This is a genomic window from Mycobacterium sp., assembly GCF_049647605.1.
Lineage (GTDB): Bacteria > Actinomycetota > Actinomycetes > Mycobacteriales > Mycobacteriaceae > Mycobacterium.
The window spans coordinates 14,958-31,471 of record NZ_JBARXZ010000086.1 but is presented as its reverse complement, the minus strand read 5'-3'; the positions used below and the strand labels follow the sequence as shown (position 1 = coordinate 31,471).

21 protein-coding genes are annotated in these 16,514 nt (G+C 65.4%); 12 read left to right on the top strand and 9 right to left on the bottom strand.

From position 1 onward, the window contains the following. Positions 1-6: 6 nt before the first annotated feature. Genes WBB07_RS10935 through mnhG form a run of 4 tightly spaced genes read left to right on the top strand, consistent with a single transcriptional unit; the run spans position 7 to position 2,855 of the window. Positions 7-1,614 (top strand): Na+/H+ antiporter subunit D, encoded by a 1,608-nt coding sequence (locus tag WBB07_RS10935; protein ID WP_526307515.1) that lies wholly within the window; start codon positions 7-9, stop codon positions 1,612-1,614. 11 nt (positions 1,615-1,625) lie between these two features. After that, the gene (locus tag WBB07_RS10930) at positions 1,626-2,183 is read left to right on the top strand and encodes a Na+/H+ antiporter subunit E (RefSeq protein WP_526307531.1); all 558 of its coding nucleotides are present in this window, start codon (positions 1,626-1,628) and stop codon (positions 2,181-2,183) included. Positions 2,184-2,238: 55 nt separating this feature from the next. Next, positions 2,239-2,526, top strand: a complete 288-nt coding sequence (locus WBB07_RS10925; RefSeq protein ID WP_526307513.1) for a monovalent cation/H+ antiporter complex subunit F — start codon at positions 2,239-2,241, stop codon at positions 2,524-2,526. Beyond that, on the top strand, positions 2,523-2,855 hold the full coding sequence (gene mnhG, locus WBB07_RS10920) for a monovalent cation/H(+) antiporter subunit G (RefSeq protein WP_526307511.1): 333 nt from the start codon (positions 2,523-2,525) through the stop codon (positions 2,853-2,855). Before WBB07_RS10925 ends, mnhG begins: the two co-directional genes overlap by 4 nt. A 5-nt stretch (positions 2,856-2,860) precedes the next feature. Here mnhG and WBB07_RS10915 read toward each other — a convergent pair whose 3' ends face one another. The 6 genes from WBB07_RS10915 to napA all read right to left on the bottom strand — a co-directional run bounded on the left by WBB07_RS10915 (position 2,861) and on the right by napA (position 6,666). Next, positions 2,861-3,508, bottom strand: coding sequence for an LON peptidase substrate-binding domain-containing protein (locus tag WBB07_RS10915; RefSeq protein WP_526307509.1), 648 nt, complete (start codon positions 3,506-3,508; stop codon positions 2,861-2,863). Beyond that, positions 3,508-3,954: a hypothetical protein gene (locus WBB07_RS10910; protein WP_526307507.1), complete on the bottom strand. Its 447-nt coding sequence runs from the start codon at positions 3,952-3,954 to the stop codon at positions 3,508-3,510. The genes WBB07_RS10915 and WBB07_RS10910 overlap by 1 nt, the downstream gene beginning before the upstream one ends. 9 nt (positions 3,955-3,963) lie before the next feature. Then, positions 3,964-5,097, bottom strand: a complete 1,134-nt coding sequence (locus WBB07_RS10905) for a glutamate--cysteine ligase (protein WP_526307505.1) — start codon at positions 5,095-5,097, stop codon at positions 3,964-3,966. Continuing rightward, complete coding sequence (sodC, locus tag WBB07_RS10900; protein WP_526307503.1) at positions 5,078-5,797, bottom strand: superoxide dismutase[Cu-Zn]; 720 nt, start codon at positions 5,795-5,797, stop codon at positions 5,078-5,080. The genes WBB07_RS10905 and sodC overlap by 20 nt, the downstream gene beginning before the upstream one ends. A gap of 71 nt (positions 5,798-5,868) precedes the next feature. Beyond that, on the bottom strand, positions 5,869-6,342 hold the full coding sequence (locus WBB07_RS10895) for a LytR C-terminal domain-containing protein (protein ID WP_526307501.1): 474 nt from the start codon (positions 6,340-6,342) through the stop codon (positions 5,869-5,871). Positions 6,343-6,357: 15 nt separating this feature from the next. Further along, complete coding sequence (gene napA, locus WBB07_RS10890) at positions 6,358-6,666, bottom strand: nucleoid-associated protein NapA (RefSeq protein WP_526307499.1); 309 nt, start codon at positions 6,664-6,666, stop codon at positions 6,358-6,360. Positions 6,667-6,791: 125 nt separating this feature from the next. Between napA and WBB07_RS10885 the strand changes: the two genes are divergently transcribed. Genes WBB07_RS10885 through WBB07_RS10875 form a run of 3 tightly spaced genes read left to right on the top strand, consistent with a single transcriptional unit; the run spans position 6,792 to position 9,122 of the window. After that, a complete protein-coding gene (locus WBB07_RS10885) occupies positions 6,792-7,385 on the top strand; it encodes a peptide deformylase (RefSeq protein ID WP_526307497.1) in 594 nt (197 codons plus the stop codon). A 2-nt stretch (positions 7,386-7,387) separates the two neighbouring features. Next, positions 7,388-8,275, top strand: a complete 888-nt coding sequence (locus WBB07_RS10880; RefSeq protein WP_526307495.1) for an N-acetylglutamate synthase, CG3035 family — start codon at positions 7,388-7,390, stop codon at positions 8,273-8,275. 10 nt (positions 8,276-8,285) lie between these two features. Further along, entirely contained in the window at positions 8,286-9,122 is an 837-nt protein-coding gene (locus tag WBB07_RS10875) for an exodeoxyribonuclease III (RefSeq protein WP_526307494.1), read from the top strand. Here the strand turns inward: WBB07_RS10875 and WBB07_RS10870 are convergent. Continuing rightward, positions 9,098-9,781 carry an LppU/SCO3897 family protein gene (locus WBB07_RS10870; protein ID WP_526307492.1) on the bottom strand — a complete coding sequence of 228 codons (684 nt, stop codon included), beginning with the start codon at positions 9,779-9,781 and terminating at the stop codon, positions 9,098-9,100. The two genes, WBB07_RS10875 and WBB07_RS10870, sit on opposite strands and share 25 nt — an antisense overlap. A 157-nt stretch (positions 9,782-9,938) precedes the next feature. Between WBB07_RS10870 and WBB07_RS10865 the strand changes: the two genes are divergently transcribed. Beyond that, positions 9,939-11,294, top strand: coding sequence for a sensor histidine kinase (locus WBB07_RS10865; RefSeq protein WP_526307490.1), 1,356 nt, complete (start codon positions 9,939-9,941; stop codon positions 11,292-11,294). A 20-nt stretch (positions 11,295-11,314) separates the two neighbouring features. Here WBB07_RS10865 and WBB07_RS10860 read toward each other — a convergent pair whose 3' ends face one another. Beyond that, entirely contained in the window at positions 11,315-11,959 is a 645-nt protein-coding gene (locus tag WBB07_RS10860; protein WP_526307488.1) for a methyltransferase domain-containing protein, read from the bottom strand. 78 nt (positions 11,960-12,037) lie between these two features. Between WBB07_RS10860 and WBB07_RS10855 the strand changes: the two genes are divergently transcribed. Continuing rightward, positions 12,038-12,349 (top strand): DUF222 domain-containing protein, encoded by a 312-nt coding sequence (locus WBB07_RS10855; RefSeq protein ID WP_526307486.1) that lies wholly within the window; start codon positions 12,038-12,040, stop codon positions 12,347-12,349. A 387-nt stretch (positions 12,350-12,736) separates the two neighbouring features. Here WBB07_RS10855 and WBB07_RS10850 read toward each other — a convergent pair whose 3' ends face one another. After that, a complete protein-coding gene (locus WBB07_RS10850; protein WP_526307484.1) occupies positions 12,737-13,201 on the bottom strand; it encodes a molybdopterin dinucleotide binding domain-containing protein in 465 nt (154 codons plus the stop codon). A gap of 457 nt (positions 13,202-13,658) precedes the next feature. Between WBB07_RS10850 and WBB07_RS10845 the strand changes: the two genes are divergently transcribed. The 3 genes from WBB07_RS10845 to WBB07_RS10835 all read left to right on the top strand — a co-directional run bounded on the left by WBB07_RS10845 (position 13,659) and on the right by WBB07_RS10835 (position 16,470). Continuing rightward, entirely contained in the window at positions 13,659-14,306 is a 648-nt protein-coding gene (locus tag WBB07_RS10845; protein ID WP_526307482.1) for a TetR/AcrR family transcriptional regulator, read from the top strand. Positions 14,307-14,481: 175 nt separating this feature from the next. Beyond that, positions 14,482-15,159, top strand: coding sequence for an O-methyltransferase (locus WBB07_RS10840; RefSeq protein WP_526307480.1), 678 nt, complete (start codon positions 14,482-14,484; stop codon positions 15,157-15,159). A 105-nt stretch (positions 15,160-15,264) separates the two neighbouring features. Beyond that, positions 15,265-16,470: an FAD-dependent oxidoreductase gene (locus WBB07_RS10835; protein ID WP_526307478.1), complete on the top strand. Its 1,206-nt coding sequence runs from the start codon at positions 15,265-15,267 to the stop codon at positions 16,468-16,470. The last annotated feature ends 44 nt before the right edge of the window (positions 16,471-16,514 follow it).

Below are 16,514 nucleotides of genomic sequence, written 5' to 3'. Positions count from 1 at the left end.
GCCCAGATGAACGACTACTTGGCCCAAGTCCTGATCCCGCTGCCGGTGCTGATCCCGCTGCTGGCGGCGGCGGCGACCTTGATCGCCAGCCGCGAACCCCGCACCCAGCGAGTCATCACGGTCTCGGCGCTGGCCGCGGTGGTCGCCGTCTGCGCCACCCTGCTGTATGTGGTCGACCAGGGTGGCACCCAGGCATTGCAGGTCGGCGGTTGGGGGCAGAGCGAACCGGGGATGGGCCCGCTGGGCATCACCCTGGTGGCGGACCGGCTGTCGACACTCATGCTGGTGGTGTCGTCGATCGTGCTGGTGGCGGTGGTGTTCTACGCCATCGGCCAGGGTATTCGCGACGGCGACGACCGGCAGCCGGTGTCGATCTTCCTGCCGACGTACCTGGTGCTGTCGGCGGGTGTCTGTTACGCCTTCCTGGCCGGCGATCTGTTCAATTTGTTCGTCGGCTTCGAGATCTTCCTCACCGCCAGCTTTGTGCTGCTGACCATCGGCGCCAGCAAGGACCGGGTGCGAGCGGGCATCTCCTACGTGATGGTGTCCATGGTGTCGTCGCTGATCTTCCTGCTGGGCCTGGCCCTGGTGTACGCGGCCACCGGCACCCTGAACATGGCAGAGCTGGCGTTGCGTCTCGACGACGTCCCCTCGGGCACCCGCAGTGCGCTTTTTGCGGTGTTGCTGGTGGCGTTCGGGATCAAGGCGGCGGTGTTCCCGTTGTCGACATGGTTGCCCGACTCCTACCCGACAGCACCCGCCCCGGTGACGGCGGTGTTCGCCGGACTGCTCACCAAGGTCGGCGTCTACGCGATCATCCGCTCACACGCCCTGCTGTTCCCCGACGGCGGGATGAACCCGATGCTCCTGATCGCCGCCCTGGTGACGATGGTGGTGGGCATCCTGGGTGCGATCGCGCAGAGTGACATCAAACGGTTGTTGTCGTTCACCCTGGTCAGCCATATCGGCTACATGGTGTTCGGTATCGCGCTGTCGAGCGAGCTCGGGATGTCGGGCGCCATCTATTACGTGGCGCACCACATCATCGTGCAGACCACACTGTTCCTGGTGGTGGGCCTCATCGAACGTCAGGCCGGCGCCTCGACCCTGCGAAGACTCGGCGGGCTGGCCGGCGCCAGTCCCCTGCTCGCCTTCGTCTTCATCATTCCCGCGCTCAATCTCGGTGGCATTCCACCGTTCTCGGGATTCATCGGAAAGGTCGCGCTGTTGGAAGCCGGTACCGCCGATGGTTCCGTACTCGCCTGGATCCTGGTGGGTGGCGGCGTCGTCACCAGTCTGCTCACGTTGTACGTGGTGGCCAGGGTGTGGACGAAGGCGTTCTGGCGGGCCCGTAACGACGCTCCGGAAGGCGAACTGTCGGCGGCGGTACCCGCGGTGCTGCTCGACGACGAAGAGGACATCGCGTTCGACGAACGTGACGACGTGGGCCGGATGCCGGTGGCCATGCTGGCGCCCACCATGGCGCTGATCGGTGTCGGGGTGGCACTGACCGTGGCCGCCGGACCGATCTTCGCCTACAGCGAGCGTGCGGCAAACGAGGTGATCGACCGTAGCGAGTACATCACCGCGGTGATCGGAGGTGACCAGCCGTGAAGAAACCCACCATGCGCTTGGTGACGCTGCGAATCTGGGTGCTCATCTGGCTGACACTGGTGTGGGTCCTGTTGTGGGGTGACATCTCTGCGGCCAATGTGCTCGGCGGTATGGCGGTCGCCCTGACCGTCACCCTGCTGCTGCCGTTGCCGCCGGTCCCGGTGCAGGGCAAAGTGCACCTGCTGTCGTTGCTGCATCTGCTGGCCTGGGTGGCCTGGAATCTGTTGGTGTCGAGCGTCCAGGTGGCTTGGCTGGCGTTGCGGCCCGGGCCGCCGCCGCTCAACGCGGTGCTGCGCGCCCAGGTCAACGTGAAGTCGGATCTGGTGCTGGCGTTGGCGGTCAACATCTGCAATCTGATCCCCGGCTCGATCGTGCTGGAGATCGACCAGGTGCGTCGCCTGATCTACGCCCACGTCATCGACGTCGGCTCCGAGCGTGCCGTCAAGCAGTTCTACAGCCAGGTCGCGGCAACCGAGCGGTTGCTGATCGCGGCCTTCGAGCGTGAATCCGAGTGGCGTCCGGCATCGCGGGAAGAGCTCGCCCAGGACAGCGAGGAGACCCCACGATGACGTCACAACCGGGCACACCCGGCTCGGCGCCCCGCATGAACCCGAGGGGCCGCGCATGAACTCCATCTGGTTGATCGCGGCCGTGATGCTGATCGCCGCGGCGTCCATCACCATGTTCCGGTTGTTGGCCGGGCCGAGCACCCTGGACCGCCTGGTCGCGCTGGACACCCTGGTTGCGGTCACCATGTGTTCGATCGGCACCTGGGCGGCGTTCAGCCTCGACACCACCGTCACCTACAGCCTGGCGGCGCTGGCCCTCATCAGCTTTGTCGGCTCGGTCAGCGTCGCCCGGTTCCGGGTGCCTGACAACACCGGGGTCAAGCCCAAGGGGATGAAGCGATGAACACGTTGGACATCATCTCCGGCCTGCTGATCCTGGGCGGTTCCGCGTTCGCCCTGACCGCCGCAATCGGTGTGGTCCGGTTCCCGGATACGTTGTCACGCATGCACTCTGCCAGCAAACCGCAGACCCTCGGGCTGCTGCTGGTCCTGATCGGTGCGGCAATCCGGCTGCGCGGGCACGCCGACGTCGGCATGATCATCCTGACGGGGTTGTTCACCGTGATCACCGCGCCGGTGATCGCCCAACGCGTCGGGCAGCTGGCCTACCGGGAGCAGAGTGAACAGGAAGACCTGTTCACGATCGACGAGATGCGCCAGAAGGGCAAGTAGCGGCGCTACTCGCCGGCGAGCTGGAATTCCACCATCGCGGTGACGGTGTCGATGGCATCGGTGAGCGCCGCCAATCGATCGGCGGGTGAGGGTGCCGCCAGGATCGAGTACTTGTCGGCAGTGCCCATCGGCATCCGGCCGGCCAGCTCATAGAGCCGTCGTCCAGCCGGGACGTCCTGACCGTCGCCCAGGAGTTCGGTCCGTTGCGGCAGCCGGGCATCCTTTGCGGTGGCTATCCGCTCGAACAGCCCCCAGATCCGCTCCTCGATCTCGGCGACGCTGCCGTCTCGCACCGGACCGGTTTCATCGGGCCACGGCTCCACCACGGCACGCGGATACGGGTCGTCGGGCAGCCACTCCCGGACCCGGATGCGCTCGGTCAGCCGGCACCTGAGCCGGTACTTGCCGTCGCCGAAATCCTCGAACGCCGCGATCTTGGCCCGGACCCCCACATCGTGGCGTTCATCGCCTCCGCCGACTTCCCGGCCGCGGGCGATCAGCACCACCCCGAACGATTTGTCGTCGCGGTCGAGGGTGTCGCGTACCAGCGCGGAATAGCGCGGTTCGAAAATCCGCAGTGGCAGTTCTTCGCCGGGCAGCATCGCCGACTCCAGCGAAAACATCGGTATCGCCGCTACGCTGCCCTGGCTCATCAGCGAATTCCCTGACCTTCCAGCACTTCTCGCACGGTGGTCGATGGTGTGGCGAACGTACACAGCGCACTGGCGAGGCTGATCCACAACTCGGGGTTCAGCGACACGAGGTCGTTCTGCGCGCCGATTGCACTGATCACCCGCCGCTGGGATTCCTCGTCGAGATCGACGTAGTCGCCGCAGGTGGTGTTCGCCAGGCCCGGGGCGCCGGTTGAACTCGGTGGGGTGCGGGTCGGCACCGGCGGCACCGTCGGCGCTCCCGGGGTCCCTGAGGTCCGCGGTGCCGGCGTGGTTGTTGTCGGTGGCGAGGTTGTTGTGGTGGGCGCCGACGTGGCCGCCCCCGGTTGCGCTTGCGGCGTCCCCGGCACGGTGGTGGAGCACGCCGCGGCACCCACCGCGACGACCGCGGCGAGGAGCGGCACATACTTTCGGAGCGTCACATTCATGGACCTGACCTAGATGACGAGTTCGTCGATCAGCGCATCGACCACCATACGCAGGTCTCCGTCATTCTCCTCGGCCACCCGCCGCTGACGCTGCGAGGAACCGCCTAGCCGGGGAATGTCGGCGACGCGGGCCAGCTCGTCGGCACAGCCCAGTGATCGCGCCACCGGTTCGAGCCGGGTCAGCAGATCGTCGAGATCCTCGGTGACCAGCCGCTCGTTGCTGTCGGCGTCGAGGATGATGATGGCATCCAGGCCGTAACGCGCGGCGCGCCACTTGTTCTCCTGGACATGCCACGGCGGCATGGTCGGCAGCGCTTCGCCGGCGTCGAGTCGCCGGTCGAGATCCACGACCAGGCAGTGGGTCAGCGCCACCAGCGCACTGAGTTCGCGCATATTGGAGACACCGTCGAAGATCCTGATCTCGACCGTGCCCAGATGCGGCGACGGCCGGACATCCCAGCGGACCTCGTTGATGTGGTCGATGATGCCGGTCTTCTTCTGGTCGTGCACAAAGCCTTCGAATTCGCGCCACGTCTGGAACTGGAATGGCAGGCCCGCGGTGGGGAGCTGCTGGAACATCATCGCCCGGTTGCTGGCGTAACCGGTGTCCTCCCCCTCCCACCACGGTGACGACGCCGACAGCGCCAGCAGGTGCGGGTATTGGTTGAGCAGCGAGCTGACGATCGGCATCACCTTGTGGGCGCTGGACACCCCGACGTGGACGTGCACTCCCCAGATCAGCATCTGCCGGCCCCACCACTGGGTGCGGTTGATCAGCTCGGCGTATCGCGGTGCGTCGGTGAGTTTCTGCTCAGACCACTGCGCAAACGGATGGGTTCCGGCGCAGAACAGTTCCATGCCGCGGTCGCGCACCACCTGCCGCACCGTGCGCAGTGTGCCGGACAGATCGTCCATGGCCTGTCCGGCGTTGTCGCAGATGCCGGTGACGACCTCGACGGTGTTGCGTAGCAGTTCTTTGTGCACGCGCGGGTTCTCGCCCAGTTCGGCGATCACCCCCGCGGCATCATTGCTCAGGTCGCGCGTCGCCGCGTCGACGAGGGCGAACTCCCATTCGACGCCGACGGTCGGCCGGTAGGAACCGGCGAAGTCGATGTGTTCGGGGCTATTCCCCGCCGATGACACCGCAAGCCACCCGGCTACCGGCGTCGCCGGTGGCCATGGTCACGGCATCCGGACCCGGCGTGCCATTGACCTGGTTGTAGCGCTCCGGCGGGATGTTGGCGAAGTTGTCCGCGTTCTCGTGGATGATGATCGACGTCTTCTGCCCCGCCAGGAGGTCGTCCTCGGTGAAGGCGTCGGTGGTGGTGACCAACAAGGCCGAGCCGTCCTCACGGACCTGCAACGAGCTCAGGTCGCCGCTGGCGGGGTGGCCGCTGTGACCGGGGGCCTGGAAGTGGCCGCCGGCAGAGTTGAAGTCACCGGGCGCGCCGCCGGTCGGGGCCACCGAGTTGGCCTCACAGACACCCACCGAGTGGATGTGCAGACCGTGGAAGCCGGGAGTCAACTGGCCGGTGCCGGTGGTCTGGACCGTGACGGTGGTGTATCCGGAGCTGAATTCGAATGTGGCAGTGGCCACTTCGGAGCCCCGGGCGTTGTTGATCGGCACTTCGAGGGTGGAGCCGCCGCCCGGAGCGCTGCCACCGGCGCCACCGTGGGCCTCCCCGCCGGGGGATGCCGACGGAGAAGGCGAGGGCGTCCAGACCGCGGGAGTGGTCCCGGGTGTGGTCGCGACCGGTTCGTACGGGGCACACGCAGTCAGTCCGACCACGGGGGCGACTAGCGCAAGGGCGATAGCGGGCTTCTTCAGCAAGCTGGCGGGCATGCGCGCCAGCCTAACTGTTCGCAGTCCGGCCCTGCCTCCCCGGCTCCTCCGTCGCCGCATCGCCGACCGTCCTAACCTGTGACTACCACGATCAGCCCGGGTGGTAGCTCGGCAACCTCGGGGATGCGGGGTTCGACGGGCGCCTCGAGCAACCGTCCCAGCTCGTCGGCGGCTTCCTGTTCGCCTTCACCGAAGTAGACGGTGGTGACCGGCACCCCCGGCAGCACCAGGTTGCCGGTTTCCGCAACCGTCCAGCCATCGGTGCGCAGCCGATCCGCGGTGCCTTCGGCCGCCCCGGGGGCTTCGGAGATGTTGAACACCCGCACCTCGGGACGTGGCACGTCCGGCTCGGGTGATTTCGACGTGGTGGCCGGTGCCGCGGATGTTGTGGTGGTCACGGTCGGTCCGGTGGCGGTGTCGTCATCGTCACCGCCGGATCCCAGAGCCTGGAATCCGACCAACAAGAACACCACACCAAGAAACAACAGCACCATGACCATGGCGCGCAGTGGCAGCCCGGAGGAGTCTGGAACGCGCTCGTTCATCGCGTCCACCCTAGCTCAGGTGATGTCAAAGCCCAGCTTGCGCGCCGCACGGGCCTTCTGCCTGCTGGCCCGTAGCCGACGCAGCCGCTTCACCAACATCGGATCGGCGGCCAGCGCCTCCGGACTTTCGACAAGTGCGTTGAGCACTTGGTAGTAACGAGTCGCCGACATCGAGAACAATTCTTTGATCGCGTCCTCTTTGGATCCGGCGTACTTCCACCATTGCCGCTCGAAGGCCAAGATGTCGTGTTCACGACGAGTCAGCCCATCGCTGAGCTCAGCGTCATCCCCCGAACGCTCAGCCCTCGCCATGGCGCCTTCCATATCGCTCCCTGTGGCCGTTCGCCAACTAAATGACATCGCTGTGGTTCCGGCGATTATTCAACCACGCGGGCGACACTTGGGACGGCACCCGTGCCCGCGCGTCGGCTGACTTAAGCTTGCCGACCATGGCCGTCGTTCCGATCCGCATCGTCGGGGACCCCGTTCTGCACACACCGACCCAACCGGTACCCGTGGGGCCGGACGGGAAACTGCCCGACGACGTCGGTGACCTCATCACCGATCTCTACGAAACCATGGACGCCGCGTACGGAGTCGGCTTGGCCGCCAACCAGATCGGCGTGCCGCTGCGGGTATTCGTCTATGACTGCGCCGACGATCGCAAGCAGACCGCCCGGCGCCGCGGGGTGGTGATCAACCCGGTGCTGGAGACCTCTGAAGTGCCGGAGACCATGCCCGACCCCGACGACGACGACGAGGGCTGCCTGTCGGTGCCCGGAGAATCGTTCCCCACCGGCCGGGCCGACTGGGCGCGCGTGTCGGGTCTCGACGCCGACGGCTCCCCCGTCACCCTCGAAGGCACCGGACTGTTCGCTCGCATGCTGCAGCACGAGACCGGCCACCTCGACGGGTTCCTGTACCTCGACCGCCTCGTCGGCCGGCACGCCCGCTCCGCCAAGCGGGTGGTCAAGAGCCAGGGCTGGGGTGTGCCCGGCCTTTCCTGGACACCCGGCGAGGGACCTGACCCGTTCGGGCACTGACCGTGGAACTGCCGGCCGTCGGCAATCGGGTCAGCATCCGGTATCGGCTCCCCGACGGACTGACCGACGTGATCGGGCACCTGATCGCCACCAACCCGGTGGTGCTGGTGCAGACCGTGTCCGACGGTGTTGTGGAGGTCATGCCGGCCGCCATCGTCAGCGTCCGCGAACTGTCCCACCGGCCGATCCGCAACTCCGAGATCCGCGCGCTGGAGCACGCTGCCGCGCTGGCCTGGCCGGGCACCGAACAGCACTGGGTCGGCGGCTGGTTCCTGCGCGCCGCCGACGGCCACACCAGCAGAGCCAATTCTGCTGTACCGCTGCAGATGTCGGCTGCACTGACCGATCTGCCCGCCATTGCCGACTGGTACCGCGACCGTGATGTACCGGCAGTCCTGGCGCTTCCGGAGCGGCTGCTGCGGGTGCCCGCCGAAGGCACGAAGGCAAGCCGGGTGATGGTGCGCGACATCCAGCCGGGGCCGGCTCCCGAGGTGACGTTCGCGACAGCGCCGGACCCGGGTTGGCTGGCGCTGTATCAGCGTGAGGTACCCGCGGACGTGCTCACCGCGGTCGTCGACGGCGTGGTGACCTTCGCCTCGATCGACGCGGCGGCGGTGGGGCGCGGCGCGGTGACCGAAGCGCCCGACGGTACCCGTTGGCTGGGTATTTCGGCGGTGCGGGTGACGCCGAACCGGCGGCGCAGCGGACACGCTCGCACCCTCTGCGCGGGGCTGCTGGCCTGGGGCGCCGAGCACGGCGCGCAACGCTGTTATGTGCAGGTACTCGCCGACAACGCGGCGGCGATCCGGCTCTACGAGACGATGGGCTTCGCCCTGCATCACCGCGTGCGGTACGTGTCTGTGGAATCGATACTGCCATCTGGAGTCTGAGGGATAGAGCATGAGACTGGCGACATGGAACGTCAATTCGATTCGCACCCGGGTGGATCGGGTGGTGGATTGGCTGGCCCGTGCCGACGTCGACGTCCTGGCCATGCAGGAAACCAAGTGCACCGACGCCCAGTTCCCCACCATGCCGTTCGCCGCACTGGGCTACGAGGTGGCCCACGTCGGCCTCAACCAGTGGAACGGGGTGGCGATCGCTTCCCGGGTCGGCCTCGAGGACGTCGAGGTCGGGTTCGCCGGCCAGCCCACCTGGAGCAGTAAGCCCGAACTCGAGGCGGCCGCCGAGGCCCGCGCGCTGGCGGCCACGTGCGGCGGGGTGCGGGTGTGGAGCCTCTACGTTCCCAACGGCCGCAGCCTGGCCGACCCGCACTACACCTACAAACTGGATTGGCTTGCCGCCCTTCGCGATACTTCAGCGCAATGGCTGCGTGACGACCCGGCCGCGCAGATCGCGCTCGTCGGCGACTGGAACATCGCCCCTACCGACGACGACATCTGGAGTGTGGCCGCCTACGAGGGGTCCACTCACGTTTCCGAGCCCGAGCGGGCCGCATTCCAGGCCATGAACGACGCCCAATTCTCGGATGTGGTACGGCCTTTCACACCCGGTCCCGGGGTCTACACCTACTGGGACTACACGCAGCTGAGCTTCCAGAAGCGGCGCGGGATGCGCATCGACTTCATCCTCGGGTCACCGGCTCTGGCGGCGCGGGTGTGTCTCGGCGAGATCGTGAAGGACGAACGACGGGGCAAGGGGGCCAGTGACCACGCGCCGGTGCTGGTCGAACTGGACCGCTCGGGTCCGGCTCAGGTCGGGGGCACCACACAGTAGGTGCTCTTCGGCTCGGGGAACACCGCCCCCTGCGCCCCCGCCGGGCACAGCGACAGATCGGATTGTCCCTTGATGATCCTGTCGATCCTGGAGGTCGCGGTGGGGTCGGTGCAGTCGACGGGGGTGAACAGCTGCGCGTCCGGGTCGACGCGGAAACATTCACCTTCGTTGACGTTCAGGACAAAGCACAACGTACGAGAACTGTTGAACAGCACCGCATATCCCGAGTCTTCGCGTTGCCCATCCGGACAGGTGGCCGCGGGCCCGTTGCCCTCGTGGGCGAGTTCGTAGACCGCGTCCCGCTCGGCGCAGTCCGCCGGAGTGGGCGACATGTCGGCCGACGAGTACGACTGATCGGTGATGCATTGCCCTACCTGCAGGGCGGCGGCTGGTACCGAAACAGTTGATGCCCCCAGCGCGGTCAGGGCCGCCCCGGCCAGACCCAGCACGAAGAACACTCCGCCGGCGACGATCATCGTGACGGGGCCGCCGATACTCTTCGACCGGGTGGCCGGGACCTGGCCCGGGGGCAACCATCGTCGCGAAACCTGCTGCGCCTGCACCACGCGGTAGCGCCAGATCCCCAGGATCAACAGCAGCAGACCGATGACCGGTATCAGGAACGATCCCACTACATACCCGACCGATTCCCCGACCACGCCCACAGTGTGCCATCGATGCTCGTGACCCGCCGTCGATCCCGGCCGCCCCTGGAGGCGGGGCCCGGCACATCCGGGGGCCGCCGCCACCGTGCCTCGACTCCGCTGCTGTCGACCCTCCGAACACTGCCGCGGCCCGTCAGGCAAGATGATCGGCGTGGCCAGCGACCGTCTCTACCGGTTGATACGGGTGGCGCGACGAATCCTTTCGCTGCGCACCATCGTCATCATCTCCGAGATCGGCGTCATCGCGACGGTGGTCACCATCGGCGCCTGGGTGTGGATCGGGATCACCAACGACCAGTACAGCCAGTTGGACCGGCGCCTGGACTCGGTGAGCAGCCTCGGCGATTTCTCGAATCTGCTCAGTGCCCCCAGTGCCGACGATGTCGAGCAGGTCACCCCTGACGGCAGCCTGGTGCGGACCGCGCGCATCGGCGGCGTCACGGTGTCCGCGCCACCGTCGATCGTGCTGCCGCAGCTCGGCACCGGGTACGCGAACACCACGATCGACGGCGTCGAGTACCGGGTCCGGACGTTTGCCGCCGGTCCGGCGTCCATCTCGCTGGGCGCGCCGGTGGCCGAAACCGAACGCCGCATCGACGCGCTGCACCTGCGGGTGCTGATCATCTGCGGCAGCCTGATCGCCGGCACTTTCGGGATCGGCTGGGTGATCTCGCTGATCATGGTGAATCCGTTCCGGCTGCTCGCCCAGCAGGCTCGGGCCATCAACGCACAGTCCAACCCAGACGATGTGCAGGTTCGGGGGGTACGCGAGGCCGAGGAGATCGCCGAGGCCGTCGAGGGGATGCTGGCGCGCATCGGCACCGAACAGCAGCGCACCAAGGCTGCTCTGGAGTCGGCGCGGGACTTCGCCGCGGTCGCCTCCCACGAGCTGCGGACCCCCCTGACCGCCATGCGCACCAACCTCGAGGTGCTCTCGACCCTGGATCTGGATCGCCAGCAGCGTGACGAGCTGGTCAGCGACATCATTCGCACCCAGTCGCGGATCGAGGCGACGCTGACCGCGCTGGAGCGGTTGGCGCAGGGGGAATTGACCACGGCCGACGATCTGGCCCCGCTGGACATCACCGAGCTGCTGGACCGCGCCGCCCACGACGCCATGCACAGCTACCCCGAGCTGGCGGTGTCGCTGGCGCCCTCTCCGACGGTGTTGATGCTGGGTCTGCCTGCGGGTCTGCGCCTGGTCATCGACAATGCGATCGCCAATGCCGTCAAGCACGGTGGCGCGACGGAGGTCCGGCTCAGCGCGGTGAGCTCGGCCGAAGGTGTCGAGATCGCGGTCGACGACAACGGCTCTGGGGTGCCGGAGGCCGAGCGGACCGAGGTGTTCGCCCGGTTCGCGCGGGGATCCACCGCGTCACGGTCGGGTTCGGGTCTGGGCCTGGCGCTCGTCGCGCAGCAAGCAGAATTGCATGGTGGCACAGCGGCTCTGGAGAAGAGCCCGCTGGGCGGCGCCCGGTTGGTGCTGCGGCTGCCCGTCATCTATTAGGCCGATGCCCGAGGGCTCGCCTATGACGGCCTGACGCCCACTGTGATCAGGTCCGAGAGCAGCTGCGTCCACAGCGGCCGGTGCACCCGGTGCTGGTCGGTGACGGCCAGGCCGGCATCCTCGAACAGTCTCCGCATCTCGCTGGGCGACGGGTTGTGCGCCGGGGTACGGAGGTCGGCGGAGAGCGCGTGCAGGGGCAGCGGCTGGCGGGGGCTGATGGTGGTGACCGCCACGAGGCCGCCGGGTGCCAGCACGCGGTGGAACTCGCGCAGCGCGGCGGGCTGGTCGAAGAAGTGGAATGCCGAGGTGGTCACCACCGCGTCGAGGAAGCCGTCCGCAAACGGTAAGGCCTCGGCCGGACTCTTCATCCACCGCACCCGGTCCGTACGGTGCCGGGCCTGTGCCAGCATGCCGTCGGACATGTCCAGGCCGTAGATCTCGTCAGGGCGCAGCTCCCGCTCGATGCGGTCGGTGAGGATGCCGGTGCCGCAGGCGATGTCGGCGATGCGTTGCGATCCTCGCGAACGCAGCGTGTCCACCACTTCGTCCTGGGCGGGCCGATAGACCCAGCGCTGCAGACAGGGCTGGTTGTAGGCCGGGGCGGCAAAGCTCCAGAACCGGGTGATCGAGTCGTTGAAGCCGCGTCGTTGCGTGGTGAACGTCACCTACCCGAGTGTAGGGATCGTCACGGTCACCGACGTCGGAGCCGAGTTTTGTCAGACGCTCGGGCTAGCGTGTCGCACATGAGTTCGAAGAATGAAATTCTCGCCGCTCTCGACACCATTGACGAAGGTGCACGTACCGTCGCCACCCATCTCCACCAGCTCCGGCCGGCGGACCAGCGGGCGGTGCTGCTCCGACTGGAGGGCGTCACCAAGCAGCTGGCCACCACGCAGCGCACGCTGCTCGCCCGCATGGTCTCCGGCCCCACCCCTGTTGAGTTCGCGGGTGCCACCTGGGCAGACGTGCTAGCGCGCCGGTTACGCATCTCTCCGGGTGAGGCGCAGAGACGGATCGCCGACGCCGCGGCGGATATCGCGCCGAGATCAGCCTGACGGATACGCGTTCAGCCTGGTCGGACATGAGTGGGTGGGGCCCAGTCACATGTGAACGCGGGCTCCCGACAGGAAATGGGTCCTGTCGGGAGCGCCACAAGATGTGCGAGCCCCAGTGAACATTCAGCGCACGAGCGTTGGCTTGGATGTGCACGCGCGTTCGGTTGATGCGTGTGCTCTGGATGGGGTTCCGGCACGACACCGAGTCTTGAAACTCAGGACAACTCGGCGGTCTACCGCAACCCTGACCAGCAGCCATAACGCCATCGAAGCGAGTGTCACCGCTGCGCTCGCGAAGCAAGGTCCGTAGATCGGATACCCTGCGCCACTGCTGATTCGACTGGGGATACTGTCTGCGACGCTACCGCATCGATCGAACGGAACCGTCTATTGCGCAATCCGATCTATGCGTACCGATATGCCGTCGAGTAGCGTCATTCCGGCGAGACTCTCGATATCCTCGATCTCTGTCGAGGCCAACATGTTTTTTGGTCCACCTGCTTGATTTGCCCGGTGCCATCCAGCATTTCGATGGCCCCAGCCATGCGGCACAGTGATTGTGCCCTCGATGATTTCATCGGTCACGAGTGCTTCAGTTTCGATTTCCCCCGCAGCGGAAGATATACGCACATGGTCACCGCTGACAATCCCGGCGTCAGCGGCGTCCTTGGAATTCATCCGTGCGGTGTGTGTACGGCGCGTTGGCATCAGCGATGGAAGGTTGTGCATCCACGAGTTGTGAGATTTCAACTCCCGCAGACTAATCAGCCTGAGCGGAAACTCTGGATCGACTCGGTGACGCTCGCCCAGCCTCAACGCCTCGGCGACAACTTCCGGTGCATCGAAGTGCACAAGTTCATCCTCGTGCCGAATACGTTTGTGCTGCTGACCAGTTGGTTGATGGTCGCCGAGAACGATGCCAGCCTCAGACGCTGCGAGCTTTTGAGGCTCAACCCGCCACGTCGCAACCCATACAGATCCCCGTAGGGCCCGGTGCGAATTGCAATGTCAGCAAGGGCCCGAGGCGTTGGCCGGATTCCCAGCTTCGAAGCCAGGCGCAGGATCGGCACGCTATACGGTGCGATCCCTGCCCGGCGAGCGATTTCATCGATGATCTTTCAATCCGCGAACCAGCTCATCGGGGTTCGGGTTCGACAGCACGGGGTTGCAGTTCACACGCGTCGATAAGGGTGTCCGATCGGGTTGGGGCACCGTTGCGGGTTTCGATGGCGATCACTCATGGCGTTGTTAGAATGCGATTAACTGATCGCATTTTTTCTACGCATGTGTTGGGAGCACGAGCACAGCCATGACCGATCGCCGAGTACCGCAGATTTCGTCGCGAAAGCAGCCCAAGCAGACCCGCTCGACCGAACTCGTTTCCGCGATCCTGGAGGCCGCCAGTCAGGTTTTGGCGGACGAAGGAGCACAACGCTTTACAACGGCGCGAGTCGCGGACAGGGCTGGGGTCAGTGTCGGCTCCCTGTACCAGTACTTCCCGAACAAGGCGGCCATCCTGTTCAGGCTGCAAAGCGATGAGTGGGAGCAGACGGCGCAGCTGTTGGCCAGCATCCTGCAGGATGTTCGCACGCCGCCAGCCGAACGGCTTCGTGCGCTGGTTCACGCCTTCCTCCGTTCCGAATGCGAAGAGGCCGACATGCGGCTGGCACTCAACGACGCTGCGCCGCTGTACCGGGATGCGCCCGAAGCTCGAGCAGCGAAGGAGTCTGGAGACAAGATCTTTCACTCCTTCATGCAGGAAATGCTGCCAACCACGCCGAAGCGAACTCGTACCGTGGCGGCGGACATGATCACTACCACACTGACCACTGTCGGGAAGGACTTCTCCCAGAGCCCCCGCACGTCCGCAGAGATCCGGACTTACGCCGATGCGATGGCTGACATGTTCTGCGCTTACGTCGCTGAGCTGGCGCATGCAGCGCCCGAGAAAACCTGACGAGCTTCTATCGGCCTACTGCCCCCAGCAGCGAGAAGCGAGCCCGCTCAACCCGTCCAATCCCTGCTCACCCGGGTTACTCACCAGTGCCGATGTCTGCGGTCTGAAATGCGACTAACAAATGCGATTAAATCGTCGTATTCTTGCTGCACATCCGAATCTTGGGAGTCACGCCATGAATACCCTCACCGCCGCCCCAGTCGCCGGGTTGCTCGATCGCCTTTTCGAGGCCAACGATTCCGTCTCGCCGTGGCACAATCCCTCCGTCGCCGAACGCTGGCAAGGCATGTCAGAGCAAGAACAGCAAGCGATGGTCCGGAGTAGGACCGACTACACCGAGTTCTACGGCCTCCTCAAGGATGTGCCGATGTCAGTTTCACGGGAGACGGGCCGCGTCCTGTATATGCTCGCGCGTAGCAGACGCGCAAGCATGATCGTGGAATTCGGTACGTCTTTTGGCCTTTCGACCATCTGTCTCGCAGCCGCGTTGCGCGACAATGGCGGTGGCCGTCTGATCAGCAGCGAATTCGAGCCCTCCAAGATCGCGCGCGCGAAGGCGCATCTGGAGGAGGCAGGTTTGGCCGATCTCGTCGAACTCCGCGAGGGTGACGCACTCACAACGCTGAGCGCCGACATTCCCGACAATGTTGACCTGTTGTTGCTCGACGGCGCCAAGCCCCTCTATCTCGACATCTTGGCGCTCATCGAACCCCATCTGTCGACAGGAGGCCTGGTCGTGGCCGACAACGCCGACTTCTACCCTGAGTATCTGCCATACATGCGTGATCCCGCCAACGGTTACCTGACTGCACCGTGTGGCCAGGACGTGGAACTCTCGCTGCGCGTCGGCTGACCTCGATACTGCTGTTCGGCGCACTCCGCGTGTGACGGACGCGCCCCCAGGCCGTAGTTCGGCAACCGAACAACAACACTCATGAACGCTCAGAAGGACAACTGCATGAACGTCGAGAAGAAGGTCTTGATTTGCGGCGGCGGCATCGCAGGCCCCGCCTGCGCATACTGGCTACACAAATACGGTTACACCGTCGTGATCGCCGAGAAGGCGGAAAAGCTGCGGGACGGCGGACAGAACATTGATGTCAAAGGACCTGCGCAGCAGGTCCTCGAGAGGATGGGGCTCAACGAGGCGGTCGACGCCAAGAACACGTTGGAACAAGGTCAACAATTTCTCGACGCCGTCGGCAACGTGGTCGCGACGTTCCCCAGGGGCGCTGTCGGTGCTCTCACCCAAGACTTCGAGATCCTCCGCGGCGACTTCGCTCAAATCCTCTACGACTCAACGCATGAACAGTGCGAGTACCGATTCGGTATCTCTGTCGCGCAGCTCGAAGAGAAAGAGCACTGCGTCTCGGTCACGTTCAGTGACGGTGCGACAGAGGATTTCGAGTTTGTGATCTGTGCCGAGGGCATCAACTCCCCCACCAGGAAGATGGTCATGGCTGAGGATGTTCACTTTCGTTACCTTGGGGCCTACATGTCCTTCTTCATGATTCCGCGACGCCCCCACGATGATCACTGGGCCAACATCGTGAATGGTGTTGGCGGGACGTTTATCGCCCTGCGGCCGGGGAACGACCAAAAGACGACAGTCATAGCCACTTTTCTCAAAGCAGACCCCTCCGCGCCGCGCGATGAAATCGCTCAAAAAGACCTGCTCCGCAAGGCGCTCAAAGGTCGGGGAACCGTCGCCGAACGGGTCAGCGCAGAGTTGGATACGGTCGAGGACTTCTGGTTCGGACCAATGAGTCAGGTCCAGCCTTCGAAGTGGTCGAAGGGCCGGTTCGTGCTGCTGGGTGATGCTGGATACGCTCCTACGCCGTTCACCGGATCCGGCACGGCTTTGGCGCTCGTCGGCGCCTACGTGCTCGCCGGTGAGCTCAAACAGCGTCGGGACTACGCCGCGGCATTCAGCTCGTACGAGCGGCTCATGCGCCCCTACGTTGAGGACACCCACAAGAAGTTGAGCCCCCGCGTGATCCGGTTCATTCATGTCAGGAATCGGCTGGAAGTTGCGCTCGCCCATATTGTTTGGAGGGTTTTTGCGCACAGGTTCACCCAGCGGCTACTCGCGCTGCGTGCCACGAGGCCCAAGAAGAGCACCGCCACTGATTTTGTCTTGCCGGACTATTCGTCGATCCAGTGATTGCGGGGACCGGCGGTGTTCCCGTGAACGACTGGATCAGACCG